The sequence below is a fragment of the Micromonospora radicis genome (assembly GCF_003583405.1).
GTDB lineage: Bacteria > Actinomycetota > Actinomycetes > Mycobacteriales > Micromonosporaceae > Micromonospora > Micromonospora radicis.
On the sequence record NZ_QXEC01000003.1, the window covers coordinates 152916 to 178886 of the forward strand.

20 protein-coding genes and 2 pseudogenes are annotated in these 25971 nt (G+C 72.1%); 8 read left to right on the forward strand and 14 right to left on the reverse strand.

What is annotated here, in order from left to right; all coding sequences use genetic code 11:
- Positions 1-41: 41 nt before the first annotated feature.
- The 7 genes and pseudogenes from D2L64_RS05460 to D2L64_RS05485 all read right to left on the reverse strand — a co-directional run bounded on the left by D2L64_RS05460 (position 42) and on the right by D2L64_RS05485 (position 9696).
- The gene (locus tag D2L64_RS05460; protein WP_119573587.1) at positions 42-503 is read right to left on the reverse strand and encodes a hypothetical protein; all 462 of its coding nucleotides are present in this window, start codon (positions 501-503) and stop codon (positions 42-44) included.
- A gap of 347 nt (positions 504-850) precedes the next feature.
- Positions 851-2002 (reverse strand): epoxide hydrolase family protein, encoded by a 1152-nt coding sequence (locus tag D2L64_RS05465; RefSeq protein ID WP_119573588.1) that lies wholly within the window; start codon positions 2000-2002, stop codon positions 851-853.
- Positions 2003-2486: 484 nt separating this feature from the next.
- Positions 2487-3824, reverse strand: a pseudogene (locus tag D2L64_RS27510) (FAD-dependent oxidoreductase); the annotation flags it as partial.
- 384 nt (positions 3825-4208) lie between these two features.
- Positions 4209-5186: pseudogene (locus D2L64_RS27515) on the reverse strand (FAD-dependent oxidoreductase); the annotation flags it as partial.
- A gap of 168 nt (positions 5187-5354) precedes the next feature.
- Positions 5355-6989: a GMC family oxidoreductase gene (locus D2L64_RS05475; RefSeq protein ID WP_119573590.1), complete on the reverse strand. Its 1635-nt coding sequence runs from the start codon at positions 6987-6989 to the stop codon at positions 5355-5357.
- 113 nt (positions 6990-7102) lie between these two features.
- On the reverse strand, positions 7103-8293 hold the full coding sequence (locus D2L64_RS05480) for an epoxide hydrolase family protein (protein ID WP_119573692.1): 1191 nt from the start codon (positions 8291-8293) through the stop codon (positions 7103-7105).
- Positions 8294-8313: 20 nt separating this feature from the next.
- Entirely contained in the window at positions 8314-9696 is a 1383-nt protein-coding gene (locus tag D2L64_RS05485) for an aminotransferase family protein (RefSeq protein WP_119573591.1), read from the reverse strand.
- 347 nt (positions 9697-10043) lie between these two features.
- On the opposite strand from D2L64_RS05485, the gene D2L64_RS05490 reads away from it, so the two are divergent.
- Complete coding sequence (locus D2L64_RS05490; protein WP_158603450.1) at positions 10044-10943, forward strand: glycosyltransferase; 900 nt, start codon at positions 10044-10046, stop codon at positions 10941-10943.
- Positions 10944-10998: 55 nt separating this feature from the next.
- Here D2L64_RS05490 and D2L64_RS05495 read toward each other — a convergent pair whose 3' ends face one another.
- Positions 10999-11469, reverse strand: a complete 471-nt coding sequence (locus tag D2L64_RS05495) for a GyrI-like domain-containing protein (protein WP_119573593.1) — start codon at positions 11467-11469, stop codon at positions 10999-11001.
- Positions 11470-11678: 209 nt separating this feature from the next.
- Between D2L64_RS05495 and D2L64_RS05500 the strand changes: the two genes are divergently transcribed.
- Positions 11679-12551, forward strand: a complete 873-nt coding sequence (locus tag D2L64_RS05500) for a glycosyltransferase (protein WP_119573594.1) — start codon at positions 11679-11681, stop codon at positions 12549-12551.
- Between the two features lie 15 nt (positions 12552-12566).
- Here D2L64_RS05500 and D2L64_RS05505 read toward each other — a convergent pair whose 3' ends face one another.
- From D2L64_RS05505 to D2L64_RS05520, 4 genes are all read right to left on the reverse strand, one after another.
- The gene (locus D2L64_RS05505; RefSeq protein WP_147376188.1) at positions 12567-14063 is read right to left on the reverse strand and encodes an alpha/beta hydrolase; all 1497 of its coding nucleotides are present in this window, start codon (positions 14061-14063) and stop codon (positions 12567-12569) included.
- Positions 14064-14151: 88 nt separating this feature from the next.
- Positions 14152-15927, reverse strand: coding sequence for an ABC transporter ATP-binding protein (locus D2L64_RS05510; RefSeq protein ID WP_233558784.1), 1776 nt, complete (start codon positions 15925-15927; stop codon positions 14152-14154).
- Positions 15924-17867, reverse strand: a complete 1944-nt coding sequence (locus D2L64_RS05515) for an ABC transporter ATP-binding protein (RefSeq protein ID WP_233558785.1) — start codon at positions 17865-17867, stop codon at positions 15924-15926. Before D2L64_RS05515 ends, D2L64_RS05510 begins: the two co-directional genes overlap by 4 nt.
- Before the next feature lie 262 nt (positions 17868-18129).
- The gene (locus D2L64_RS05520) at positions 18130-18906 is read right to left on the reverse strand and encodes a phosphotransferase (protein WP_158603451.1); all 777 of its coding nucleotides are present in this window, start codon (positions 18904-18906) and stop codon (positions 18130-18132) included.
- 163 nt (positions 18907-19069) lie between these two features.
- On the opposite strand from D2L64_RS05520, the gene D2L64_RS05525 reads away from it, so the two are divergent.
- The 6 genes from D2L64_RS05525 (at position 19070) to D2L64_RS05550 (ending at position 24468) form a co-directional block, all read left to right on the forward strand.
- Positions 19070-19984 carry a class I SAM-dependent methyltransferase gene (locus tag D2L64_RS05525; RefSeq protein ID WP_158603452.1) on the forward strand — a complete coding sequence of 305 codons (915 nt, stop codon included), beginning with the start codon at positions 19070-19072 and terminating at the stop codon, positions 19982-19984.
- A 17-nt stretch (positions 19985-20001) separates the two neighbouring features.
- Positions 20002-20904 (forward strand): hypothetical protein, encoded by a 903-nt coding sequence (locus tag D2L64_RS05530; RefSeq protein ID WP_119573597.1) that lies wholly within the window; start codon positions 20002-20004, stop codon positions 20902-20904.
- A 72-nt stretch (positions 20905-20976) separates the two neighbouring features.
- Positions 20977-21780 (forward strand): nucleotidyltransferase family protein, encoded by an 804-nt coding sequence (locus D2L64_RS05535; protein ID WP_119573598.1) that lies wholly within the window; start codon positions 20977-20979, stop codon positions 21778-21780.
- On the forward strand, positions 21771-22874 hold the full coding sequence (locus D2L64_RS05540; protein ID WP_119573599.1) for a glycosyltransferase family 4 protein: 1104 nt from the start codon (positions 21771-21773) through the stop codon (positions 22872-22874). Before D2L64_RS05535 ends, D2L64_RS05540 begins: the two co-directional genes overlap by 10 nt.
- A 46-nt stretch (positions 22875-22920) precedes the next feature.
- The gene (locus D2L64_RS05545) at positions 22921-24081 is read left to right on the forward strand and encodes a DegT/DnrJ/EryC1/StrS family aminotransferase (protein WP_119573600.1); all 1161 of its coding nucleotides are present in this window, start codon (positions 22921-22923) and stop codon (positions 24079-24081) included.
- 111 nt (positions 24082-24192) lie between these two features.
- Positions 24193-24468 carry an acyl carrier protein gene (locus D2L64_RS05550; protein ID WP_147376189.1) on the forward strand — a complete coding sequence of 92 codons (276 nt, stop codon included), beginning with the start codon at positions 24193-24195 and terminating at the stop codon, positions 24466-24468.
- 49 nt (positions 24469-24517) lie between these two features.
- Here the strand turns inward: D2L64_RS05550 and D2L64_RS05555 are convergent, their stop codons facing one another.
- Both D2L64_RS05555 and D2L64_RS05560 read right to left on the reverse strand, forming a co-directional pair.
- Positions 24518-24973 (reverse strand): MaoC family dehydratase, encoded by a 456-nt coding sequence (locus D2L64_RS05555; protein WP_119573602.1) that lies wholly within the window; start codon positions 24971-24973, stop codon positions 24518-24520.
- Between the two features lie 49 nt (positions 24974-25022).
- Positions 25023-25967 (reverse strand): hypothetical protein, encoded by a 945-nt coding sequence (locus D2L64_RS05560; RefSeq protein ID WP_119573603.1) that lies wholly within the window; start codon positions 25965-25967, stop codon positions 25023-25025.
- Between the last annotated feature and the right edge of the window lie 4 nt (positions 25968-25971).

Genomic DNA, 25971 nt, shown 5'->3' on the forward strand with positions numbered 1-25971 from the left:
CCCGACAGGTCGATCGATCGAGGCATCCGCTTGCTCGGATCTCAGGTGTCGTAGCAGCCGTCCCACGGTGGGTCGAATCCCAGGGTGTCGGGGAGGAGTTCGGCGTGGTCCCGTCCGTCGTACCGCTCGGAGAGGTCCACGAGGCCGAAGACGTGGCCATCGACGTGGGTGTGGAACAGCTTGATCGCGATGTCGCCGAAGGTGCGCCCCGGCAGTGCGGCGAGCCAGTTCGACAGGCGGTCCTCGGCACTCTTGATCGCCATCTTCTCGTGCTCACTCGTGCCCGCGAACCAGACCTGGGATCCGGTGTGGCCGCCGTCGGCGTCGAACCGGTGCAGTACCGCGTACCACCGCTTGTGGCGGGGCCAGTCGGGCAGGTTGCCCGTCCCGTCCTCGAGGGTCGCGGTGACCGAGCCGAAGAACTGGCCGCCGTCGTAGCTGCCGATCGTGTCGGTGCGGTAGCCGGGTTCGCGCACGATCGGTACACGGTCGGGAATCGCCATGACCGGCAACCTAAGGCCCGGGTACGACATCGTGCGCCGTCCCACAGTGCCCTGCCGTGGGCACCGAGGGCCTCGCGGACGGCTCCGTCGGCGAGCAGCAGAGCCGTCACCTTCCGCGGCCCACGCCGCGGGCAGGTGCTGCTCGGACGTCGGCGGCTGCCGACCTCGGTCGGCGCCCCGGCGTCTCGTCGAGCTGCTGCCGGTGCCGAGGGACCGCTTCGCGTTGCGGTGCGGCACCGGCGGCAACTCGACCACCCGTCGGACGATCTCCCGGGCGGGGACGGGCCCGACGAGCTTCGTCGAGCGGGCGGCGTGGTCGGTCTGGTGTGGACCTGCGATCCCCGTGGTCAGCCGACGGCGCGGGAGAACGCCCGTACGTCGGTGGTGTAGAGGTCCGGCTCCTCCAGCGCGGCGAAGTGGCCGCCGCGGTCGAACTCGTTCCAGTGGACGATGGTCGGCAGATCCCGGTCGGCGAGTCGGCGTAGCGGCAGGAAGATGTCCTGCGGGTAGACGGCCACGCCGATCGGGACCGTCACCGGGTCCGGTGCGACGCCGGTGGTGATGTCGCGCAGCCCGGCGGCGTCCTCGTAGTACAGGGCGGCGGAGGTGCCGGCCGTGGCGGTGAGCCAGTAGATCGAGACCAGGGTCAGCAGTTTGTCCCGCGACACGGCATCCTCTGGCACCTTGGCCGAATCGGTCCACTCCTTGAACTTCTCCACGATCCAGGCGAGCTGCCCGACCGGGGAGTCGGTGAGCCCGTAGGCGAGCGTCTGGGGCCGGGTCGCCTGCAGCTTCATGTAGCCGGAGAGCTCCGCGTCGAAGCGCGCCATCCGACCGAGCCGTTCCTGGTCGGACTCGCTCAGCTCGGTCAGCTCTGCCGGATCGCCGGAGGGGAACGTCATGAGCATGTTGACGTGGACGCCCGCGACGTGCTCGGGATCGACCCGGCCGAGTTCCATGGAGATGACCGCACCGGCGTCGCCGCCCTGGGCCAGGTAGCGGTCGTAGCCCAGCCGGCGCATCAGCTCCGCCCAGGCGCGGGCGATCCGGGACGGTTTCCAGCCGGGGGCGGCGGGCCCGGAGAACCCGAAGCCGGGCAGGCTGGGGATGACGAGGTGGAACGCGTCGGCGGGATCGCCACCGTGCGAGCGGGGATCGGTCAGCGGGCCGATGACGTCCAGGAACTCGGCGACCGAACCGGGCCAACCATGCGAGATGATCATGGGTCGGGCGTCCGGCTCCGGCGACCGGACGTGCAGGAAGTGCACGGTCGCACCGTCGATCTCGGTGACGTACTGGGGGTACTGGTTGAGCTGTGCCTCGGCGGCGCGCCAGTCGTACGTCGTGCGCCAGTACTCGGCCAGCTCACGCAGGTAGCTCACCGGTACGCCGCGGTCCCACCCGTCGTCGGCGAGCGGAGCCGGCCAGCGGGTCTCGGCCAGCCGGCGGGCCAGATCGTCGAGGTCGGCCTGTGGGATGTCGATTCGGTACGGTCGCATGGGCAGGCCCTTTCCGGGTTGGCGGGTAGGACTCGGGTGGTTGGGCGGGCATACCGAGCAGAGCGTCGGCCTGTCGGATGCCGACCCTCGGTGGTTGTTCGTTGGTGCGCTGGCCGCGGCGGCGATGGTCCGGGCGGTGCCCGGCTACCCGGACCCCTGGTGCCGATCGCGTCGTGTCGTGGTGCGTGCGGCGTCGGCGGCCCGGCTACGCTGCCGGACCGCCGACGCCGGGTCAGGCGCCGTCGCGGCCCGACGCCCTGCGCCGGGACCGGGCCGCAGCCTGCGTCGGCGCGGTGTCGACCGTCGCGGCCGACGGCGGTTCGGTGTCGACCGTCGCGGCCGACGGCGGTTCCGTGCCGCCCGGGGCCGAGGTCGGCGGTTGCTCCGTGGTGACCGACGTCGGGATCGGTTGCGTGCCGTTCGACGTCGGGATCGGGCATTGCGCCGGGTCGACCGACGGGGCGGCCGGGGTCTTGGGCGCGACCGGTGCCGGCGGCCGGGTCGCGTGGCGGTCCCGGGACAGCCGCAGCACCCGACGCACCATGCTCGGGCGCATGAGCGAGCTGGGCGGTTCCACCAGCCCGGCGACCCGCATGAACGCCGAGGTCACGGCCGCGTCCTTGGTCGCGGCGTACTGCACCCGGCTGAGATAGGCGTTGCCCAGCCGTACCATCGCCGGCCGGTCACCGGGCACGTCGGGGAAGTCCAGGTCACCGCTGGTGGAGATCTGCCAGGGGGTGTCCACCACCCGCGAGATGTCCCGCAGGAACACCTTGGAGTCGGGCGGAGTGCCGCGCAGCAGCAGGCGGCGCAGCGCCATCACCTCGATCGCCGCGACCGACATGCCCTGGCCATAGACCGGGTTGAAGCTGCAGACCGCGTCGCCGAGGACCAGCAGCCGTTCCGGGAACCGGGTCAGTCGTTCGTAGTGGCGACGCACGCTGGCGGGGAAGGTGAAGGCCACCGGGTCGGTGAGCGGCTCGGCGTCCCGGATGCCGTCGTAGACGTCCGGCACCGGCAGCGAACGGACGAACTCCAGGAAGCCGTCCGGGTCGGTCGGCGGCTGGTCCCCCAGGATGCCGGTCAGCGACACGATGCACTCGTCCGGACCGACCTGGCCGAAGAACGCTCCGCGAGGGTGGGCGGGTGAGGCGACCGGGTTGATCGACTGCACGCCGTCGAACATCTCCGGCCGGCTGCGGTACATCCGCGTGGTGTACGTCAGGCCGATCTTCATCTTCTCCTCGACCGGCCGGTCGTAGCCGAGCTGTTGCAGCCAGACGGGCGTACGGGAGCCACGTCCGGTCACGTCGACCACGAGGTCCGCGTCGAGGGCGCTCTCCTGACCTGTCGCCACGTCCCGTAGCGACACCCCGGTCACCCTGCTGTTGTCGGGTGAGGCGCGCAGCCCGGTCAGTTCGGTGAGCTGCCGGTAGGTGACGTTCGGCAGCGCCGCGACCCGGCTACGCAGGTACTCCTCCAGCACCGGGCGGGGCGCGGTGATCGACAGTAGGCCGGTACGGGCCGGTTGGAGTCGACGACCGTCGAAGAACCAGCGCATCTCCCCCATGTCTCCCACCGGGTACCCCCGGGCCTGGAGGTCGCCGCGTAGGCCGGGGAAGAGTTCGGCGAGGATGAGGTAGCCGCGACCGTGCAGGCCGTGGGCGTGCCCGGTGTGCGGGGCGCCGCGGCGCGGCTGGTCGACGCCGAGCACCTCGTCGCGGTCGACCACGACGACCTCGCGGTAGTGGTCGGCCAGCACCCGGGCGGCGAGGGTGCCGGCCAGGCTGCCGCCGAGCACGACCGCACGCTGACCGACCACCGGACCGGAGGCGGTCGCCGGTACCGAGTCGGCGTCGGCCTTGCGGGCGGTGCGCAGCGCGCCGAGGATGATGCCGGGCTTCATCAGGGCGGTCGGCGGGTCGACCAGTCCGGCCACCCGGAAGAACGCCTCGGTGAAGCGGCCGTCGCGTTGGGCGGCGGTGTGCAGCCGCCCCATGAAGGCACCGCCGAGGCGGTCCTTGAAGGTGCGCGGCCCCTCGACGCCGGGGAAGGCCAGGTCGGCGCCGACGGAGGTCTCCCAGGGGCCGTCGATGATGGGGCGGATCGCCTTGAAGTACTCGACCGGTCGGGGTGGGCCGGCGTCGAGGTGCTCGCCGAGGGCGGCGGCCTCCATGGCGGCCACCGTCATGCCCTGGCCGTAGACGGGGTTGAACGCGCACACCCCGTCGCCGATGACCATGAGTCCCTGGGGGAACCGGGTCAGTTTGTCGTAGCGGCGGCGGATGCTGGCCGGGATCTTGAACCCGTTGATCTCGCCAAGTGGTTCGGCGATGCGGACCGCCTGGTAGATCTCGGGCGCGTCAAGCGTCCGGGCGTACTCGAGGAAACCCTCCGGATCCCGGGGCGGGTGGTCGCCGAGTATCCCGGTCAGCGAGAGTAGCGCGATGTTGTCCGGGAACCGGCCGAAGAACGCCCCCCGGGGGTTGGCCGGCGAGGCGACCGAGTTGATCGCCAGGTCGGTGCCGAACGGGTCGCTGTTGAGCCGGAAGTAGCGCGACACGTAGGCCAGGTCGATCTTGACCCGCTCTTCCGCCGGCCGCTCGTAACCCAGTTCGGCCAACCAGACCGGGGTGCGGCTGCCCCGGCCGGTGGCGTCGACGACCAGGTCGGCGGTGAGCGACTCCGGGTTCGGCTGCCCCTGCTCACCGCTGATCTGCACGCCGGTCACCCGGCTGCGATCCGAGGTGACGGTGAGGCCCTGTACGGCCGTGCCCTGGCGCAACCGCACGTTGGGCAGGGCCAGGACGCGGGCCCGCACGTGCGCCTCCAGCGTCGGCCGGTTCGCGTTGACGCTGAACAGCCCGGAGTGCGCCTGTTGGAGCGGCCGACCGTTGAAGTACCACCGCAGGTCGCCGGAGAGGTCGCAGGTCTGCACTCCGTGCGCGGTCAGCTCGGCCTGGAGGCCGGGCAGGAGAGTCTCGATCACCTCGTGTCCGCGCGCCAGCAGCGCGTGGGCGTGATGGGCCTGGGGAACGCCGCGCCGCGCTTCGGTGACGTCGACGATCGTGTCGCGTTCGACCAGGACGACCTCGTCGTACCGGTCCGCCAGCACCCGGGCCGCGAGCAGCCCGGCCATTCCACCACCGAGCACGACGGCTCGCGTGCCTGGGTGTTCACGCATCCGGGATTACCTCCACTGTGCAGCGGGAAACGGCTGCCCGGTCGGGCAGCGTGACATTGGCAAAGAGGGAGGAACCCGCTCAGGTCCACGGGTTCGGAGTATGTCTCCTATAGTCGGCAATGCTGCCGGGGGCCGCACCTTCCGTCGTGCGCACTGCGCCGCCGCCGGCTATCGGACGCCGGCCACCAGGCCGGGTTCGGCCGCGACGCGGCGGCCACCGATCAGGTCGGCCGCCCGCTCGGCGACGGCGACGACCGGCGCGTTGGTGTTGCCGCGGGGCACCAGCGGCAGCACCGAGGCGTCCACGACCCGCAGGTGCTCGACCCCCCGCACCCGCAACTGCGGGTCGAGGACCGATCCGATCGCGCAGGTACCCGCCGGGTGGAAGATCGACTGTGTGGTGGCGCGGACGAAGGCGCGCAGGTCGGCGTCGGAGTCCGACGCCGGATGGGTGAAGCGCCCCTGGGTGTACGGACGCAGTGCGGCCTGCGCGGCGATGTCGAGCGCGATCCGCAGTCCGGCCACCATCACCCGGACGTCGTCGGGATCGTCGTAGTAGCGGTGCCGGATCCGGGGCTTTGCGGTGGGATCGGGCGACGCCAGGCTGACCTCGCCGCGGCTGGCCGGGCGCAGCACGCACGGGCCGAAGGAGACACCGTGTCCGGGCGGCACCCCGAGCGCACCGTCGACGAACGTCACCGGCAGCGCGTGGAACTGCACGTCCGGTGCGGCCAGTCCGTCCCGGGTCCGCACGAAGCCACCCACCTCGGGCACGTTCGAGCTGAGCGGCCCGGTGCCCTCCTGCTCGAACTGCCGCACGTACCGTTCCTCGCCGGCGCTGAGCAGGCTCACCGGCTGGTCGTGGGTGAACACCAGGTAGGTGGACGGGTGGTCCTGCAGGTTGCGCCCCACCTCGGGCTGGTCGACCAGCACCGGGATGCCGAGGCCGCGCAACTGGTCGGCGGGGCCGACACCGGAGAGCATCAGCAGTTGCGGGGAGTTGTACGCCCCGGCGGCGAGAATCACCTCCCGCGCGGCGCGCAGCTCGACCGACCGGTCCAGCTGCTGGCAGTGCACGCCGACGGCCACCCCACGCTCCAACAGGACCCGGAGAACCTGAAGGTGGGTCCGCACGGTCAGGTTCGCCCGCCCGCGCACCGGGTGCAGGTACGCGGCGGCGGCGCTGCACCGCCGGCCGTTTCGCTGGTTGACCTGGTAGTAGCCGAAGCCGTCCTGCTCGGCGCCGTTGAAGTCGTCGTTGGCGGCGTACCCCGCCTCGATCGCGGCCTGGACGAACGCGGTCGACATCGGGTTGCGCGACCGGTTCTCCGACACCGGCAGCGGACCGCCGACCCCGTGGTACCGCGACGCGCCCCGCTCGTTGTCCTCGCAGCGCAGGAAGTACGGCAGCAGCTGGGCGTAGGTCCAGCCCGGCTGGTCCCAGTCGTCGAAGTCGGTGCGGTGCCCCCGGATGTGCACCATGCCGTTCATCGCGCTGGTGCCGCCGAGGACCCGACCGCGCGGCAGGTAGAGCCGCCTGCCGTCGAGCTGCGGCTCGTCGTGGCTGTCGTAGTCCCAGTCGTAGCGGGTACGGCACAACCTGCCGCCCCAGGCCGGGATCCGGATGCTGTCCACGTCGTCGGTGGGGCCGGCCTCGATCAGGCAGACCGTGACGTCGGGGTCCTCGGTGAGCCGCGCCGCGAGGACGCACCCCGCCGTGCCGGCGCCGACGATGACGTAGTCGTAGGTCTCCCGATCAGGGCCGCCCGGCCCGACCGTACGCAGCTGCTCGTCGCCGCCCATCGGTTTCCTCTCTGGGGTGTGCCAGGACGGGGCACCGTCGGCGCGTCGGCGCGTCGGGTGCCCGTCCATGCGGGTGGTGTGGCGTGGGGCCGACGGCACCGACGCGGGTGCGGTCAGCTCCGGCCGACGGCGTCGAGGCTTCGACCGGCCCCGGCCCGGCTGCCCCGGAAGAACCGGCGGATGTCGGCCACCAGCAGCTCCGGCTGTTCCATGGCGGGGAAGTGCCCGGCCCGGTCGTACTCGGTCCACTGCTGGATGTTCGGGAAGTCCCGGTCGGCGAACCGGCGCACCGGCAGGAACATGTCGTGCCCGAACGCCGCGACGGCCAGCGGTACCGGGTTCGGGCGCGGCCGGGCGCCGACCACCGTGCACGGCAGCAGCGCGACGACTTCCCGGTAGAGCTGGGCGGAGGAGCCCGCCGTCGCGGTGAACCAGTAGATGGAGACGGTGGTCAACATCTGGTCGCGGTCGACCGCCTGCTCGGGTACGTCGACGCAGTCGGTCCACTCGCGGTACTTCTCCACGATCCAGGCGAGCTGGCCGACCGGCGAGTCGGTCAACGCGTACGCCACCGTCTGCGGCCGGGTGGCCTGGACCTTCATGTAGCCGACGAGGTCGGCGTTGAAGCGCGGCACCAGGTCCATCCGGGCCTGGTCCGCCTCGTCCAGCTCGGCCAGCTCGGACGGATCCGACGGGCCGGTGAGCAGCATGTTGACGTGCACACCCAGCACGTGCTCCGGGTCGACCTCGCCGAGGTCGAGGGAGACCGCGGAGCCGAAGTCGCCGCCCTGGGCGACGTACCGGTCGTAGCCGAGGCGGCGCATCAGCTCGGCCCAGGCCCTGGCGATGCGCAGGATGTCCCAGCCGGTTTCGGGCAGCGGGCTGGAGAAGCCGTACCCGGGCAGCGACGGGATGACCAGGTGGAAGGCGTCGGTCGGGTCGCCACCGTGCGAGCGGGGATCGGTCAGTGGGCCGATCACCTTCAGGAACTCCGCCACCGAGCCGGGCCAGCCGTGCGTCAGCACCATCGGCAGCGCGTCCGGCTCCGGTGAGCGTACGTGCAGGAAGTGCACGGTCGCGCCGTCGATGGTCGTGGTGAACTGCGGGTACTGGTTGAGCTGCTCCTCGGCGGCCCGCCAGTCGAAGCCGGTACGCCAGTAGTCGGCCAGCTCCCGCAGGTACGCCCCCGGCACGCCGCGAGCCCAGCCGCCCCCGTACGGCTCCGCGGGCCAGCGGGTGGCCGCGATCCGGCGGTGCAGGTCGTCAAGGTCACGCTGGGGAATCTCGATGCGGAACGGTCGGATCGTCTCGTCGGCCGGCCCGGTCACCGGGACCGCCCCGCCAGCGTGCCGTCGGCGTCGAGCCGGGCGACCACGTCGACCAGCGCCGCGGCGGCCCGGCCCACCTGCTCCTCGGTGATGACCAGGGGTGGGGCCATCACCAGGGTGTTGCCGTAGTCCCGGGCCACCACCCGGTGCGCGTGGCGCAGCTCGGTGGCGACCGCCCCGGCCATCAGCGGCGTCCGGCTGTCCTGGTCGGTGACCAGCTCCACGCCGACGGTGGCCCCCGCCACCCGCACCTCACCCACCTGCGGCAGCCCGGACAGCGGGGCCAGGGCGGCGCGGAACCACTGCCCGATCGTGCCGGCCCGGGCCACCAGTTCCTCCCGCTCCAGCAGGTCCAGGTTGGCCAGGGCGATCGCGCACGCGGTGGGGTGACCCGAGTAGGTGTGCCCGTGGAAGAGGTAGTTGCCGCCGCCGGCGACCGTCTCGCCGATGTCGTCGCGCAGCAGCACCGCGCCCAGGGGGGCGTATCCGCTGGTGAGTCCCTTCGCGATGACCACCAGGTCGGCTGCCATCCCGCGGGCCGCCGAGTCGAACCAGGCACCGGTGCGGCCGAAGGCGGTCACCACCTCGTCGGCGATGAGCAGGATGCCGTGCCGGGTCAGCAGTTCCCGGACCCGGGGCCAGTAGTCGGCCGGCGGGACGAGGATGCCGGCCCCGCCCATCACCGGTTCACCGATCATCGCGGCGATGTTGCCCGGGCCGATCCGGTCGATCGTCTCGGCGAGTTCCCGCAGCAGGAAGTCGGTGGTCTCGGCACCGCCGTACAGCTCGGCGGCCCGGTACGGGTACGGCGGCGAGACCTTCTCCACGTGCGGCAGCCCCAGTCCGATGCCCGCGTGCATGCCCGGGATCCCGGTCGCGGTGCCGCTGCCGTAGGTGCTGCCGTGGTAGGCGTAGTGCCGGGAGAGGATCCAGGTGCGGTCCGGCTGGCCGCGGTGGTGGTGGAAGAGCCGGGCGAACTTGATCGCGCTCTCCACCGCCTCCGAGCCGCCGTTGGTGAAGAAGACCCGGTCCAGTCCGTCGGGTGCCCGCCGGACGAGCCGCTCGGCCAACTCCAGGGACTGGTCGTTGGAGAAGATGTCGAAGCCGGTGAAGTACTCCAGCCGGCCGAGTTGTCGGGCCGCCGCGTCGGCCAGTTCGGTGCGGCCGTGGCCCACCTGCGCCACCCAGTTTCCGCCGCCCATGACGTCGAGCAGTTCCGTGCCGTGAGCGTCCCACACCGTGCAGCCGCTCCCCCGGACGACGACGCAGCGCTCGTTGCGCGCCCCGCTCTGATGCGGGTGCAGGAGCACTCGGCGATCCAACTCCTCCAGGTCGCCGGCGGACCGGGTCGCCGCCGGAACATCGTTGACGATCGGCATACAGCTCTCCTTCGGAAACGGACGGGCACGGTCGGAGTCGTCGTGCGACGACGGGTCGCGGACCAGCGTGCGACGTCGCGGTACGCCCCCTGTCGGACGAGGCGCGGACAGTGCGCGCGTACCGGCAGGGTCCATCCTCGGCCGCGGCTCGCGCCGGTCGCACCTTTCACATTGCGGTCCCGGTGAGCGCAATCCGTGAGATGCCGCTGGGGTCGGGCCGGTGCCACGATGCCCCTGGGTGCGGTCGGCCGCGGGCGCATCGACCGGTGCCCCGGGCGGTATCCGCGGTGTCCTGTCACGCCCCTTGAGGGGTCGGGGCCGTACCCGTGAGCCACGAGGGAGAGATCGTGTCCAGTGAGTTGGCCTGTACCGTCGTCATACCGACCTACAACCGTTCGGCACTGCTACGACACACCCTGGATTCACTGACCCGGCAACACCTGCCCACCGACCAGTTCGAAGTCATCGTCGTCGACGACGGCTCCACCGACGACACCGCAGACCTCGCCGCAAGCTACCGCGACCGCCTCGACCTGCGCTACCACTACCAACCCGACGAAGGATTCCGCGCCGCCGCCGCCCGCAACATCGGCATCGCCGACGCCCGCTCCCCCATCTGCGTCTTCGCCGACTCCGGCGTCATGCTGCACGCCGACAACCTCAACCAACACGTCACCAGCCACCAGTCCCACCCCGGCCCCACCGCCGTACTCGCCTACATCTACGGCTGCACGGACACGGGGGCGTACAGCAAGCTGATCGGAGAGCGCCTCGACGTGGACGACCTCGACGGCAGCATCGAACGGATGCAGGCCCAACGGGAGTGCCGCGACGTCCGCGAACTCTTCTACGACCGCTACGGCGAGGACCTCAGCCGCATCCCCGCCCCCTGGCAGATCTTCTGGACCGGCAACGTCTCCGCCGAAACCCACCAGCTACGCGCCGTCGGCGGATTCGACGAACAGTTCCGCACCTGGGGCGGCGAAGACCTCGACCTCGGCTACCGACTCCACCGCGACGGCGCCCACTTCATCTTCAACCGACAGGCCAAAGCGGTGCACATCCCACACGAGAGAGTGCTGGAGGCCGTCATCGAGGACGGCGAGCGCAGCCACCGCTACATGGCCGAGAAGTACCGGACGCCGGTCATCGACCTGCTCGCCGAGCTGCCGATGGAGCGGTACTTCGACTTCAACGAACTCGTCGCCGAACTGCTGACGCAGCCGGCCCCGAGCGGCCGTTCCTAGCGCCCGGGGGCGGGGTGGGGCGGAGCGACCGGGTGGCCGTCCGCCCCCCGGTCGCCTACTTGACGACGAAGGCGACATCCATCACCAGGTCGTCCGGGCCGGCCGCGATGAAGTCGGTGAAGTACACCTCGCGGGCCGCGTCCGCCTCCACCAGGCCGTTCTGTTCGAGGTAATCCGCCACCGCGGCGAAGGCCTCGCCGACCTGCGGCGGCACCGCCTGCGACTTCGTCAGCCGGACGAACACCTCGTGGTGGGCCGGCTCCCGGCGGACCGTCGCGGCGACCGGTTCCGCCGGCTCCCGGTGGATCGGCATGCAGGTCTCCACCGCGATGTTCGCCGGGTCGAACTCGTCGTCGCGGTAGATCGTGAAGGTCGGACCCGCCACCCCACCGTGCTGTTCGGCGAGTTCCGTCAGCCGTTCCATCGTCGCGCGCAGGTGGTCGGCCAACGCGGCCTGACTCACCCGCTCGTGAAGTTCGCTGAGCACCAACTGCTCGGCCACCTCACGCCGCTGTATCAGGAACATCCGAACCTCCGATGGTTAGTGCAGATCGCCGGCACAGGGCATACCGGGTCATCGACGGTCATAGCCTAGCGTCGATTGCTTCCGATGTGGTGGATCGGATGGTCAGATGCGTGTTCGAAAGCGCAATCAACGAGGTGCCCGGTCGGTTGATTCGGCGCCAGGATGCCTACAGCCGCCCACCTTCGCCGTGAGTTCCTCAAGGAGAGATCATGTCCAGTGAGTTGGCCTGCACCGTCGTCATACCGACCTACAACCGTTCGGCACTGCTACGACACACCCTGGATTCACTGACCCGGCAACACCTGCCCACCGACCAGTTCGAAGTCATCGTCGTCGACGACGGCTCCACCGACGACACCGCAGACCTCGCCGCAAGCTACCGCGACCGCCTCGACCTGCGCTACCACTACCAACCCGACGAAGGATTCCGCGCCGCCGCCGCCCGCAACATCGGCATCGCCGACGCCCGCTCCCCCATCTGCGTCTTCGCCGACTCCGGCGTCATGCTGCACGCCGACAACCTCAACCAACACGTCACCAGCCACCAGTCCCACCCCGGCCCCACCGCCGTACTCGCCTACATCTACGGCTGCACGGACACGGGGGCGTACAGCAAGCTGATCGGAGAGCGCCTCGACGTGGACGACCTCGACGGCAGCATCGAACGGATGCAGGCCCAACGGGAGTGCCGCGACGTCCGCGAACTCTTCTACGACCGCTACGGCGAGGACCTCAGCCGCATCCCCGCCCCCTGGCAGATCTTCTGGACCGGCAACGTCTCCGCCGAAACCCACCAGCTACGCGCCGTCGGCGGATTCGACGAACAGTTCCGCACCTGGGGCGGCGAAGACCTCGACCTCGGCTACCGACTCCACCGCGACGGTGCCCACTTCATCTTCAACCGACAGGCCAAAGCGGTGCACACGCCGCACGAGAAGACCTACGAGCAGTCGATGGAATCCGCCACACGCAACTACCACTACATGGCGGAGAAGTACGATTCACCGCTGATGCGGATCCTGGCCGAACTGCCGCCGCGGCGGTTTCTCGACTTCAACGAGTTGGCCGCCGCGGCGATCTGAGCAGTCGGTCTGGCCTCAGCCGGTCTGCGTCGGTGCCGGGCACCGCACGTCGGCGCGCGGCAGTTCACCAGTGGCCAGGTAGCGGTTGGCCCGGTCCTGTACGCAGGCGCTGCCGAAGAACGGATACAGCTCGTGGCCGTGGGCGTTCTCGACGACGAGTCGGGACCCGCGCAGCGCGGTGGCGACCGCACGGGCGTTCGACAGCGGGACGATCGAGTTGCCGGTCGCGCCGAGAACCAGCGCCGGCGGGGTGTGCCGGCCGCCCACCGTGACCCGGTTGTCCTTGCGGTACGACCAGAACGCGCACGGGAAGACGTTGGCGGCGGCAACCCCGAAGTTCGGGTACAGCGGGGTGTACTTCTGCAGGTCCCGCCAGTACGACTCGGTCTTGGTCTGCCAGGGACTCTCGGCGCACATGTACGCGGTGCTCACGGCGGTGTGGTTGTCCACCGGCACACCCGACACACCGGGACGCACACCGGGGTAGAGCGGCCACGGCGCGGGCGGCTCGTCGCCGCGGCGGATCGCGGACAGGTTGGCCGCCATCGGCCACGCGAAGGCATCGAAGAACACGCCGAGGATGGTGTAGTAGACCAGTTCGTCTCCCGTCCACTCCCGGCCACCGGCGTGGAACGGGGCGTCCTTCCACATGTCCGACACGGTCCGCTCGACCTGCGCCGCGGTGGTGCCCAGACCGAACTCGTCGTCACGGGCGGCGATCCACGCGGAGAAGTCGTCGAAGCCCTTCTCCATCAGCGAGATCCGCTCGATCCGGGACTGCTGCCACAGCTTGCTCGGGTCAAGCGGGTTGTCCAGCACGAACCGGTCGGTCCGCTGCGGGAAGAGGGTGGCGTAGATGGCACCGACCGTGCCCAGGGCGTCCGCGCCGAGGAAGCTGATCCGCTTCTCACCGAGGGCGGTCCGGATGACGTCCATGTCCCGGGCGATGTTCTCCAGGGTGGCGTGCGGCAGTGCCCAGCCGGCGTGCTTCTGGCAGTCCCGGGCGTACTGGCGGGCCTCGACGACGTGCAGTTCGAACTCGGCCCGGGACTGGGCGCCCCGGTTCCAGAACCCCTCCGGCTCCTCGCTCGGATAACCGCAGGTGATCGGGGTGCTCTGCTCCAGGAAACGTACGTCGAACCCGATGAGGTCGTAGCGCGCCCGCGCCTCGGGCGCCATGTTGTCCGCGTAGTCCAGGGGCAGGTACAACCCGCCGTGCTGGCCCGGTCCACCGCGGGCACTCAACAGCACGCCGCGCCGCTTGGCCTGGTCGGTGGCCGGCAGCCGGGAGATCATCACCTCGATCTTGCGGCCCTGCGGCTTGCGGTGGTCCAGCGGCACCTTCACCCGAGCGCAGCGCAGTTCGGGGACGTGGCTGCCGGCGCAGTCGCCCCACTTCAGTCGCTGCGCCGGTGGCTGCTTGCCCGGGCCGGCCGACGCCGGTGCGGTCAGCGACGTGCCCAGCAGCACCGCGGTCAACGCGGCGCCGAGCACGGCTCTCCAACGGGTCATCTGGTTCCTCCTGTTCGGATCCACGGGTCGGACGACGGCGGCGCCGCCACCCTCCGGGAAGTCGTCTGGACCGGGCGCCGGCGACCGGTCACCGGTAGGCCCGGGCATTGATGGCGACGAGTTCGGCGTACGGGCCGGACCCGGCGCTGAGCGTGGCGTGGTCACCGGCCTCGACGACCCGACCGTCGCGGACCACGATGATGAGGTCGGCGGTGCGGACGGTGGCGAACCGGTGCGAGACCAGCAGGGTGATCGCCCCGGTCTGCCGGCCCACCCGGGCCGCCTGCTGCGCGTAGTGCTCGAACATGGCCAGCTCGGCTTCCGGGTCCATCGCCGTCGTCGGCTCGTCGAGCACCAGCAGCATCGGTGCCGGGCGGGCCAGCGCGCGGGCCAGGGCGACCTTCTGCCACTGCCCACCGGACAGTTCCGCGCCGCTGCCGCCCTTGCCGAGCACCGTGTCGAGGCCGTCGGGCAGTTGACGCAGCACGTCGTCGGCCCGGGCGAGCCGCAGCGCGTCACGTACCGGCTGGTCGGCGAAGCCGCTGTCGAGGTCGCCGATCCCGACGGCATGACGGGTCCGGAACTCGTAGCGCACCGCGTCCTGGAAGGCGACGGAGATCCGCTCGCGCCACCGGTCGGGTCGGATCCGGTGCAGGTCCTCATCGTCGAGCAGGATCCGGCCGCTACTCGGGCGGTACAGCCCGCAGAGCAGCTTCACCAGGGTCGACTTGCCGGCGCCGTTCTCCCCCACCACCGCCACCGTGCTGCCGGCCGGCAGTGTCACGGTGACGTCGCGCAGCGCCGGCCGGTCGGCCCCGGGGTAGCTGAACGAGACGTCCCGCAGGGCGATGCCGTGCCGCAGCCGGTCCGGCGGCGGCAGATCACCGGGGTCGGCGTCCTGCACGGCGGCGCGCAGCTGCGCCATCCGCCGGTAGAGCGCCGCCATCCGTTGCAGGTCGCGCAGGAGGGTCACGGTGGCGGTCACCTGCTGGTTGATCTGGGCGGCGAGGACCACGACCAGGATGACGTCGCCGACCCCGCGCTGGCCGGCGACCGCCGCCCGGACCAGCAACAGCACGGAGCCGACGTAGGCCAGCGCGAACGTCACCTGACCGGCGGTACGCAGCACGGCCGCGCGCAGGTCGGTCCGGAACAGCCGGGCCGTCACGTCCGACCAGAGTCCGGCGTGCCGGCGGCGCAGTTCGTCGGCGAGCCCGAACACCCGTAGCTCGCTGGCCGCGGGCAGTTGCGTGGTCAGGTTGAACAGATGCAGCGCCGTACGGGTGGTCTGCGCCGTGTCCGTCTTGGCGGCGTCCACCAGGTGCTCGGCCCGTCGGCTGAGGTAGAGCGACGGCACCGCCGCCAGCGGCAGCAGCAGCAGGAGCGGGTGCATCCGGACCAGCAGCACCACGGTGATGCCCACGGCGATCACCAGGCCGAGCCCGTTGAGCAGCGCCTCCAGCCCTCGGCCGAACTGGCGGATCTCGCGTTGCAGCACGGTCACCGTGTCGCTGGTCGCCGCCTGCTCGTGGTGGGTGATGCCGACCGAGCCGTTGGAGAGCGCGATGAGTTGCTGGTCGAAGTCGAGTTCGGCCAGTTCGGCCAGCTCGAAGTAGGCGAGGTGGGCGAAGTGGCCGAAGGTGACGGTGGCGAACGCGAGGACGCCGGCAACCAGCCCGGCCAGCAGCGCCGTACCCTTGTCCCCGGCCACCACCGCGTCGGTCATCCGGCCCAGCACCAGCGCGAGCAGCGGCGCCGCCGACGCGCCCGCTACGACGAAGAAGAGCGCGGTGACCGTCTTGCCGCGGTGCATCCGCCACGCCGTGGCCAGCATCCGCCAGCTGCCGGCGAACGTCGCGCTCACCGGAGCACCTCCCGGGTGCCGGCGTCGTCCGAGGGACTCTCCTCCGGGCCCAGCACCCGGTCGGCCTGCATCCGGAACAGCCGCGCGTACCGGCCGTCGAGCGCCATCAGCTCCTCGTGGCTGCCCTGCTCGGCCACCCGGCCGTGCTCCAAGACCACGATCACGTCGGCATGCCGGACGGTGGAAAACCGGTGGGAGATCAGCAGGCTGGTGACCCCCCGGGTCAGCTCGGTGAACTGGTCGAAGAAGCGTGCCTCGGCGCGGACGTCGAGGTTCGCGGTGGGCTCGTCGAGGACCACGATCGGTGCCCCGTGCTGGACCGCGAAGATCGCCCGGGCCAGCGCCACCCGCTGCCACTGGCCGCCGGAGAGTTCCGCGCCGTCGGCGAGGTGGCGGGCCAGCGGGGTGTCCAGGCCGGCGGGGAGCCGGTCCAGGGAGTCGGTCAGCCCCACGGAGGCGACGGCCCGACGTACCCCGGCCCGGTCGTCGCGGTGGCCGACCGCGCCGAAGGCGACGTTGTCCGCGACCGAGGTCTCGTAACGCAGGAAGTCCTGGAAGATGATCCCGATCGCGGCGCGCCACTGCGCGACGGGGTACGAGCGGATGTCCACCCCGTCGGCCCGGATCACACCCTCGGTCGGCTCGTAGAGCCGGGCCAGGAGCTTGACCAGCGTGGTCTTGCCGGCGCCGTTGACGCCGACGATCGCCGTGCACTTGCCGACCGGGATCCGCAGGTCCAACTCGTCGAGCACCGCGCGGTCCTGGCCGGGGTAGCGGAAGCTCACCCGGTCGAAGTGCAGTTCTCCGCGCAGCGGCGGCAGCGGGCGCGGTGGCGCCGGCGCGGTGGCGGGCGCGGTCGCCGTCAGGCGGCCCACGAAGCGGCGTACGTCGTCGTAGGCGGAGATGCCGACGGCGGTCTGCACGTCGGCCTCGGCGTAGTAGCCGCCCAGCGCGATCGCGCCCAGCGTCGCCTGCACCACGAGGGCGAACTGGGTGAGCGTCAACGTCGCGGGGCCGGCCACGCCCACCGCCACGAACACCGCGACACCCACCACGAGGCTCGGCCCGGCGAAGATCAGGTACCGCCAGAGCAGGATCCGCCGCCGATAGGCCCACATCGGCCGCAGCCACATCAGGTACACCCGGCGGTACGTGCTGGTCAGCCAGTCGACGAGCCCGAACACCCGGATCTCCTTGCCTGCGGGGGGTTCCACGGCGAGCGCCCGCAGGTAGTGCACCCGGCGCTCGGCCCGGCTCAACCGCTGCCGTGCCTCGGCATAGCGGCTCAGCCCGCCCCGCGTGCTGTGCCGCACCAGCAGGACCGACAGGATCAGACCGGCCGCCGCGAGCCAGGAGAACGCCACCCCGATGACCACCGCGTAGGCGAGGAGTTGGGTGTAACGGGCCAGCAGGGCGAGCAGGCCGGCGCACGCGTCGCCCGGCGTCTGCACGGCGAACTGCAGCTTCAGCGCCGCCACCCGCAGCCGGTCCTGGTTCTCCTCGTCCTCCAGCGGCGCGATGCCCACCGGGGACAGCGACGCCGCCATCAGCTCGTCGTGCACCTGCTGGTCGACCCGCCGGCTGACCAGGTCCCCGAGCGAGGTCCGCAGCGGTGTGATCACCTGCTGCGCGACGAAGGCCAGGGCCGCGCCGACGAAGACGGTCACCAGCGAGTCCCAGGCCGGGGAGCCCAGACCGCCGGTGACCGCCGCCGGGACCTGCCCGAGCAGGACGCTGGTCGCCACGATGAACAGCACGGGCAGCACACCCAGCAGCAGGTTGGTCAGGACCAGGGCGGTGACCAGGCCGGTCCCGCCCCGGCGCAGCAGGCGCACCGTCTGCCAGCGGGCGCGTAGCAGGTTGGCCGGGTTGCTGGCCATCGCGTCGGCGCTCTCGTTCAACGGCACCTCGACCGGGAGATCCAGCCGGTGATCGCTCACCACACCTCCAGCTCGGTCCTGGTCCGCCCACGCTCCGGGGGCGTGGGTGCGGGTGGTGCGCCGAACGGCGTGCGGACATGGCCGACCGCGCGCGGATCCGGTCAACCGTCGTCGCCGGGGTCGGCGTCACCTCAAGCCCGGCGGGCCCTGACCGCCGGTGATCGGCGTTCGGAGCGGGTGGGACCGGGCTTGGCGTCCATGCTGGACGGCAGGCCACCGGACCCGCATCTTCCAAGATGCGCTGCTCCGGCCGCGCCGGCCGTCAGGCGTCGGTGTACCGCCGGAGGCGGTGCAGTTCGGCCAGCCGGCGGCGGGCGTACACCGGCTCGGCCCGCCAGCACGTCGCCGTCTCCCAGGCGAGGCCGGCGGCACGCAGCTGGGCCCGGTCGCCCGGCCACGGCGTGCCCACCCCGTCGGGCAGGAGGGCGTAGTCGAACCAGGGCACGTCCACCCGGGCCTCGTCCCAGTCCAGCAGGGTGACCCGGGCGCCGTCGACCAGCACGTTGGTGGGGCCGACGTCACCGTGCACGACGCAACGCGGCCCCTGCTGCACCGGCAGCCAGGCCGATCGCACCATCGCGGCCACCGAGGCGGGCATCGCGTCCAGCCGCACGTCCCCGCCGCTCCCCTCGTCGAGCAGCACCCCACTGGCGGCGAACCCGGGGCGCTGCGGCCAGCCGGTCGTCGCCGCGTGCAGCACCGCGAGCTGGTCGGCGACCCGCCGCCAGTCGGCCGGTTCGGTCGGATACCGGCCGGGGACGAACCCACTGACCAGCAGGCCGTCCACGTGCCGGCGACCGTCGTCGGTGGGCACCGGTTCCGGTGTCGCCACCCCCAGCTCACGCAGCTGTTCCAGCAGGTCCAGTTCCCACTCCAGGGCGGCGCGGGGCCGGGTCGAGCGGCGGACCACCAGCGGCACCCCGGCCCGCTCGGCGAGCAGCACCTCGTTGCGGTGCCCGCCGGCCAACGGGCGGACCAACTTCACCCCGGCCCACGCCGCGAGCGCGTCCCATCCGTTGCCGCGAGCAGGTTCGTCCATGCCGCCACCCTCGTCGTCGGCCACAACGAGCCAGACTAACCGAGCAGGACCGACGGCAGCCGGGCCGCGACCCCGCCGTTGGGGGCGACGCTGGTGCTGCCCGCATGGGTACGCCCGCACGGACAGATGTCCCTCGACCGCGCCGGTGGAAACACTGTGGGGCATGAGTATCGAGGCGGACACCTGGGATAGCGAGCTGTCCGGCGTCGCCCGGACCGCCCGTTGGACCGCGGCAGCGCGGGCCCGGGAGACAGCCCGCCCGGACCGGCTCTTCGACGACCCGTTCGCCGCGCTGCTCGCGGGCGCCGACGGGGACGCCCTGCTGCGGCACTTCCACACCGAACGGGCCGCCGCCGACGGCAACCCGGTCCTGCCCATCCGCACCCGGTGGTTCGACGACTTCCTGCGCGGCAGCGTCACGCCGGGCTGCCAGGTGGTCGGTCTGGGCGCCGGGTTGGACACCCGGGCGTACCGGCTGGACTGGCCCGCGGGGGTGGTGGTGTTCGAGGTGGACCAGGCCGCGGTGCTGGACTACAAGCAGCAGCGGCTGGCCCGGGTCGTCAACGTGGCGCGGTGCGAACGCCGGACCGTGGCGACCGACTTCACGGGTGAGTGGGGGCCGGCGCTGCTCGACGCCGGTTTCGACCCGGCGGCACGGACCGTGTGGTTCGCCGAAGGACTGCTGTTCTACCTGCCGGCGCCGCTGGCCACCGCGGTGGCGACCCAGGCCGCCGAGCTCTCCGCCGTGGGCAGCCGGATCGCGGTGGACCTGATCGGTACCGGAATCTTCCGGCTGCGCTACATGCGACCGTTCCTCGACAAGCTGGTCGAGGCCGGCAGCCCGTGGCGGTTCGGCACCGACACACCGGCCGAGTTCCTCCGGCAGGCCGGTTGGGCGGTCGAGCAGGTCACCGAGCCCGGCGCGGCCGGGACCGACTACGGGCGCTGGCCGCAGGGCGCGCCGCCGGTGGCCTTCCCGCAGCTTCCCCGCAGCTATCTCGTCACCGCCGGCCGCAGCGCCGGCGGCCCCGGCACCACACCCGACGGCGCTGCTGCGGCGTCGGATGCCCATCGCTGAGACAGGAGTTGGCCCCGATGCCCGTTCAGTTCTCCGGAGAGACACATGGCTGCTTCTCCGACTCCCTCCAGATGGCCTTCGGCGACGAGGGCCCCGGCGAGACCGTGGTCGAGGTGCTGACCGGGTCGGCCTTCGGCATGTACCTGCACCACGACGGGCGCCCGTTCTTCGCCCCGGGCGGCTGGAACCCGGAGAAGGGCATCGCCAACGTGCTGGACCTGCTCGGCTGGACGTGCGAGCGGACCGGCGGCTCCGTCGACGAGGTGGTCCGGGCGTTGGCGAAGGTGGACGACCAGCACCGGGCGATGGCCGGCCCGGTGGAGATGGGACTGCTCCCGCACCATCCGGGGCTCGGCCAGCCCATCGGAGCCGACCACTACCTGGTGGTCGTCGGCTTCGACGGGGAGAACGTGGTGATCCACGACCCGCGCGCGCATCCGTACACGGTGCTGCCGGTACAGAAGCTGCTCGACGCGTGGCGCACCGAGACGCTGTCCTACACCGTCCCGGACTTCAACCTGCGTACCGGCTTCCGGCGGGTACGCGAGGTCGACACCGCCGACGCGGTACGCCGGCTGCTGCCGATCGCCGCCGACATGGTCGCGCCGGATGCCTCCGCGGAGGCGGCCGAGGGCGCGGCGAAGGTGCTCGACGGCGGGCTGAGCACCTTCCTCTTCTTCCATCTGGCCGACTTCATGGTGTGCGTGGGCGCGCGGCGGCGCAACGACGCGGCCGTGGTGCTCGCCCGGTACGGCTACACCCGGGTGGCGGAGGTACTGGACCAGCAGGCCCGGCTGATCGGGTCGATGGAGTACCCGCTGGTCGCCGGGGACTACGCCGCCGCCGCGGCGACGATGCGCAAGCTCGCGCCCACGTTCGCCCAGTTGGAGACCGAGCTGCGGGCGGCGGTCCGGGCGTGAGGCACGACTACGCGGCAGTGGCCCGTCCTCACCCGGGCGGGGCCCTGGTGCGAGGAACGGAAGGCTGACCCGATGCACGCGATCCTGCTCGTGGGGGGACGGGGCACCCGCCTCATGCCACACACCCGCAACCGCCCCAAGGCACTGATGCCGATGGGGCGACACTCCCTGCTGGAGATCAGCCTGCGCCGGCTGCACGCCTGCGGGTTCACCCGGGCGACGCTCTGCGTCTCGCACCTGGGCTCGATGATCCGCTCCGCGATCGGCGACGGTTCCCGGCTCGGCCTGCGGGTGGACTACTGCGTCGACGAACGTCCGATGGGTACCGCCGCGCCGCTGCTGCTCGTCGCGGACTGGACCGAACCCGCCGTGGTGATGAACGGCGACCTGCTGACCTCACTCGACTTCGGTGACCTGCACCGGCGACACGTGGCCAGCGGTGCCGGGTTGACCGTGGCGTACCAGCGGTACTGGGTCTCCACCGGGGTCGGGCTGCTCCGCACCGACGGTGACCGGGTCCGTCGGGTGCACGAGAAGCCGACCTTCGAGTGGAACGTGTGCTGCGGGATCTACGTGGCCGACCCGGACGTCCGGTCGTACATCCGGGCCGGCGAGCCGACCGACATGCCGGCCCTCATCAACGCGCTGACCGACGCCGGTCGACCGGTCAACGGTCACGCCTTCAACGAGTCCTGGCACGACGTGGGCACACCGGCCCGTTACGAGCAGGCGCAGGCCGACTTCCTGGCGGATCCCGACCGGTACCTGCGGTTGGTGCCGTCCACGCCACCGGCGCAGCGGTCGCGCCCGGAACTCGACGTCGTCTTCCTCGACGAGCCGGTGACGGGCAGTGCCACGATCGAGACGTGGACGTGAGCGGCGGTACCGGCGAGGTCCTCGTGGTCTTCGCCGGCTACGGGCCGGCACGGGCCGGGGCGGAGCGGATGGCGGTCCGCGCCGCGACGGGCCTGGCCGCGCGGTCGCGGCGGGTGACGGCGCTGGTGACCGACGCCCATCCGGAGACCGTGGCCGGTCTGCGCGCCGCCGGGGTGCCGCTCCACGCCGACGCCGCCGAGCTGCTACGGGCCCGCCCGGACTTCGCCCCGTCGGTGGTGCACGCCTTCGACCTGGCCCGCCCCGACGCGCCGGCCGAGGCGGTGCGGCTGGCCCGCCGGTACGGCGTCCAACTGGTGCTGACCCCCTGCTCGGCGCCGCAGGTGTGGCCCGATGCGGTCCGGGCCGGTGAGGTCTGCCGGGCCGCCGACGTGGTCTTCGCCCTGACCGCCGCGGAGGTGACCGCGCTGAGCGGCCTGGGTGTGCCGGCCGACCGGATCCGCCGGCTGCCCTCCGCCTCGGACCTGACCGGGCCGGTCGACACCGCGGGGTTCCGGCGCCGCCACGGCATCGACGGGCCGTTCGTCCTCTTCGTCGGGCGGCGGATGGTCAGCAAGGGGTACCGGACCCTGCTGGAGGCGATGGCCCCGGTGTGGCGGCGGTTGCCCGCCACCCGGTTCGTCTTCGTCGGCCCGGACGTCGATCCGGACGCCCCCGCCCACTTCGCCGCCCACGCGGATCCGCGCCTGCACGACCTGGGCGCGGTCGACGAGCAGACCAAACACGACGCGATCGCCGCCTGCGAGCTGCTCTGCCTGCCCAGCGTCGCGGACGTGTTCCCACTGGTCTTCGCCGAGGCCTGGACGTGTGGCCGGCCGGTGGTCAGCGGGGCGTTCTCCGGCGCGTACGAGGTGGTGCGGCAGGGCGTGGACGGGCTCGTCGTCCCGCCCGGCCCGGCGCGCCTGGCCGCCGGGCTGATCGAGCTGCTCGGCGACGACGTGCGACGTCGGCAACTCGGGGCGGCGGGGCGGCGCCGCGCCGAGCGGTCGTTCGGCTGGGATCGGGTCCTCGACGCCTACGAATCGAGCTACGCGCCCTCGCCCGGCCCGGCCGCTCCGACCACGGTACCGCGGTGAGCGGCACCCGGTACCTCCTGCCCATCGCCCGGAAGGATGCACACCGATGAGCGCACCGACCGCCCCACGTTGGCGGGTCACTCTGGCCGACAACACCGTCGACGAGCAGGAGATCGCGGCGGTCACCGACGTGCTGCGCTCACGCTGGCTCTCCGCCGGTACGCAGACCGCCGCCTTCGAACGGGAGTTCGCCGACCGGCTCGGTGCCGACGACGCCGTCGCGGTCAGCAGTGGCACGGCCGCGCTGCACCTGGCGATGATGGCCCTCGACCTGGGACCGGGCGATGAGGTGATCATGCCGGCGCTGACGTTCGTGGCCTCCGCCGCGGTGGTGGCGCTGGCCGGCGCCACCCCGGTCCTCGCCGACGTGTGCGCCCCGGACGACCTCACCGTGGATCCGGCGGACGTGACCCGGCTGGTCACCCCGCGAACCCGGGCCGTCGTCGCGATGCACTACGCCGGCTACCCGGCGGACCTGGCCGCGCTGCGGATGGTCTGCGACCGGCACGGCGTGGTCCTGGTCGAGGACGCCGCCCACGCCCCGGTCGTCGAGCACGAGGGGCGGATGCTCGGGACGCACGGCGACATCGGCTGTTTCAGCTTCTTCGCCACCAAGAACGTCACCTCCGGTGAGGGTGGGATGGTGCTCGCCGGCGATCCCGCGGTACGGGAACGGATCCGGCTGGCCCGCTCACACCACCTGACCACCTCCACCTGGGACCGGCGCAGCTCGGGCGACGCCAGCTACGACGTCGCCGGGATCGGGCTGAACTACCGGCCGACGGAGGTCTCCGCCGCGCTGGGGCGCGTCCAGCTGGGCCGGCTCGGCCGGGACCGGCAGCGGCGCCGGGAACTGGTCGCGACGTACCGGGAGGTGCTCGCGGCGGCACCCGAGCTGGTGCTGCCGTTCGCCGGGCGGACCGGCGACTCCGCGCTGCACCTGATGCCGGTGGTGCTGCCCGAGGGGACCGATCGGGGCGGGGTACGCGAGGGACTCGCCGCCGCCGGCGTCCAGACCTCCGTGCACTATCCGCCGGTGCACCACCTGTCGGCCTACCGGGACAGCGCGGGCGCGGGTCGTTCGGCGCTGACCGTGACCGACGCGGTGGCACCACGACTGCTGTCGCTGCCGCTGCACAGCCGGATGTCCGACGACGACGCCGTACTGGCCGGGCGGGCGTTGCTGAGTTGTCTGCGGGGGCGCTGAGGGGTGGTGCCCGCGGCGGGCACCCGCCGCGCCACCGGCCCCGCCCCCGCCCCGGCCCCGGCCCGACCCGGCCCGGCCGCACGATCCCCCATCGACTGGACGGAGCACATCATGATCTCTCCACCCACCGCCGCCTCGGTCGAGGCGACCATCATCCGCCTGCTGATCGAGATGACCGGGATCGATGCGGCGAGGCTGACCGGCGACACCAAGATCTTCATGGAGCTCGGCCTGAACTCGGCCATGATCCTCGAACTGTTGATGCGACTGGAGGAGGACCTCGGCCGGCCGATGGTCGGCCAGGTGGACTGGTTGCACATGGAGACCATCGCCGACCTGGCCGGGTTCGTCGCCGGACGGCAGGACGGCAGCGCGCCCCGGTCCTGAACCGGGCGGTGCCGGCCCCGGCTGCCGGGGCCGGCACCGCGGCGGATCCTCAGGCGTAGTTGTGCACCAGCACCTGCGCGACGCAGACCGGCACCCGGCGCCGCTCCGTCTCGAAGGTCAGGCTCAGCGCCAGCTGGACGCCGTTGCGCAACGGCCGGACCTCACGCAGCCGCACCCCCGCCCGGATCCGGGAGCCGACGAGCACGGGCGACAGGAAGCGGACCCGGTCGCAGCCGTAGTTCACCTTCATGCGTACGCCCTCGGGAACCAGCACCTGCTCCAGTACCCGGGAGGTCAGGGCGAGGATGAGGAACCCGTGGACGACGGTGCCGCCGAACGGGCCGTCGGCGGCCCGCTTCGGGTCGACGTGAATCCACTGGTGGTCGCCGATCGCCTCGGCGAAGCGGTCCACCTGTTCCTGGTCGATCGACATCCACTCGCTGAAGCCGAGGTGCTGCCCGACCAGGTCGCGCAGGGGCTCGGCCTCGGTACCGACAATGATCATGTTGCCTCTCTCCTCGGGTCGGGTGATCGGACGGCCAGGGGTCACCGGGTCACTGGACGAGGAAGTAGGCCGGCCCCAGCCGCTCCGGCGCCGACGCGTCGGCGGTCGCGCCCAGGTGACGCAGGAACGGGACGTCCAGGCCCAGGTCCACCCGCCAGTACGCGCCGCCGGGGCTGCGGTGGGCGGGCCAGTCGTCGCCGAGCAGTCCCCAGCCGACCAGCGTGTGGAGGAAGAACGGATCCGCCGGCCACCAGCGGCCCTCGGCGTCACGCAGCTCCAGCCAGTGGTGCCGGTTGGCGAAGGGGCGCGACAGGCACAGTCCGGTGGCCGCCCGGACCGGCGTACCGAGTTCGCCGCCCCGGTGCACCAGGTGGCGCACCGCGAGGGTGCAGTCGGCCAGGCCGGTCTCCCGCACGAATCCCAGATCGGCGGTGAGTCCCGGCGGCAGCAGGTGGAACCGCAGCCGCGCCGCCTCGTCGAAGAGTCGCCGTTGCGCGGGGGTGGGCGCCGTCGGTGCGGCGGCCGGGACGAGTTCGAGGTCCATCTCGAACCGGGCCGCCTCGGGTCGCCGGGTCGCCACGACCTGCGGCGCGGACGTCACCGCCGGGTCCAGGTGGAAGGAACAGCCGGTGCAGTGCTCCCGCGCCGGGCAGTACGCGCGCACGATCACCGTACGGCGCGGGGTGGCCGCGGCCCCGGTGGCGCGCAGAGCCGCCGCCATCGCCTCGTACGTGGACCGCTGCGGTGACCGCACTTCCAGCGCAAGTGCCGCGTTACGCAGGTCGTAGCGGTCGAACAGCGGGCCGTCGGCTCTCCGGGAGTGTGGGAGACCCAGCTCGACCAGCTGCTCCAGGCAGGCCCGGGGCAGCCGGTGGAACTGTGCGGCGTGCTCCAGCGACGTCTCGAAGGTCCGGTGCTCGTCGGGTACCAGACCGGCCTGCCGCACCACGGCCTCGAGCCTCGTCGAAGCGGCGGTCCGCTCCGGGGTGGACATCGAC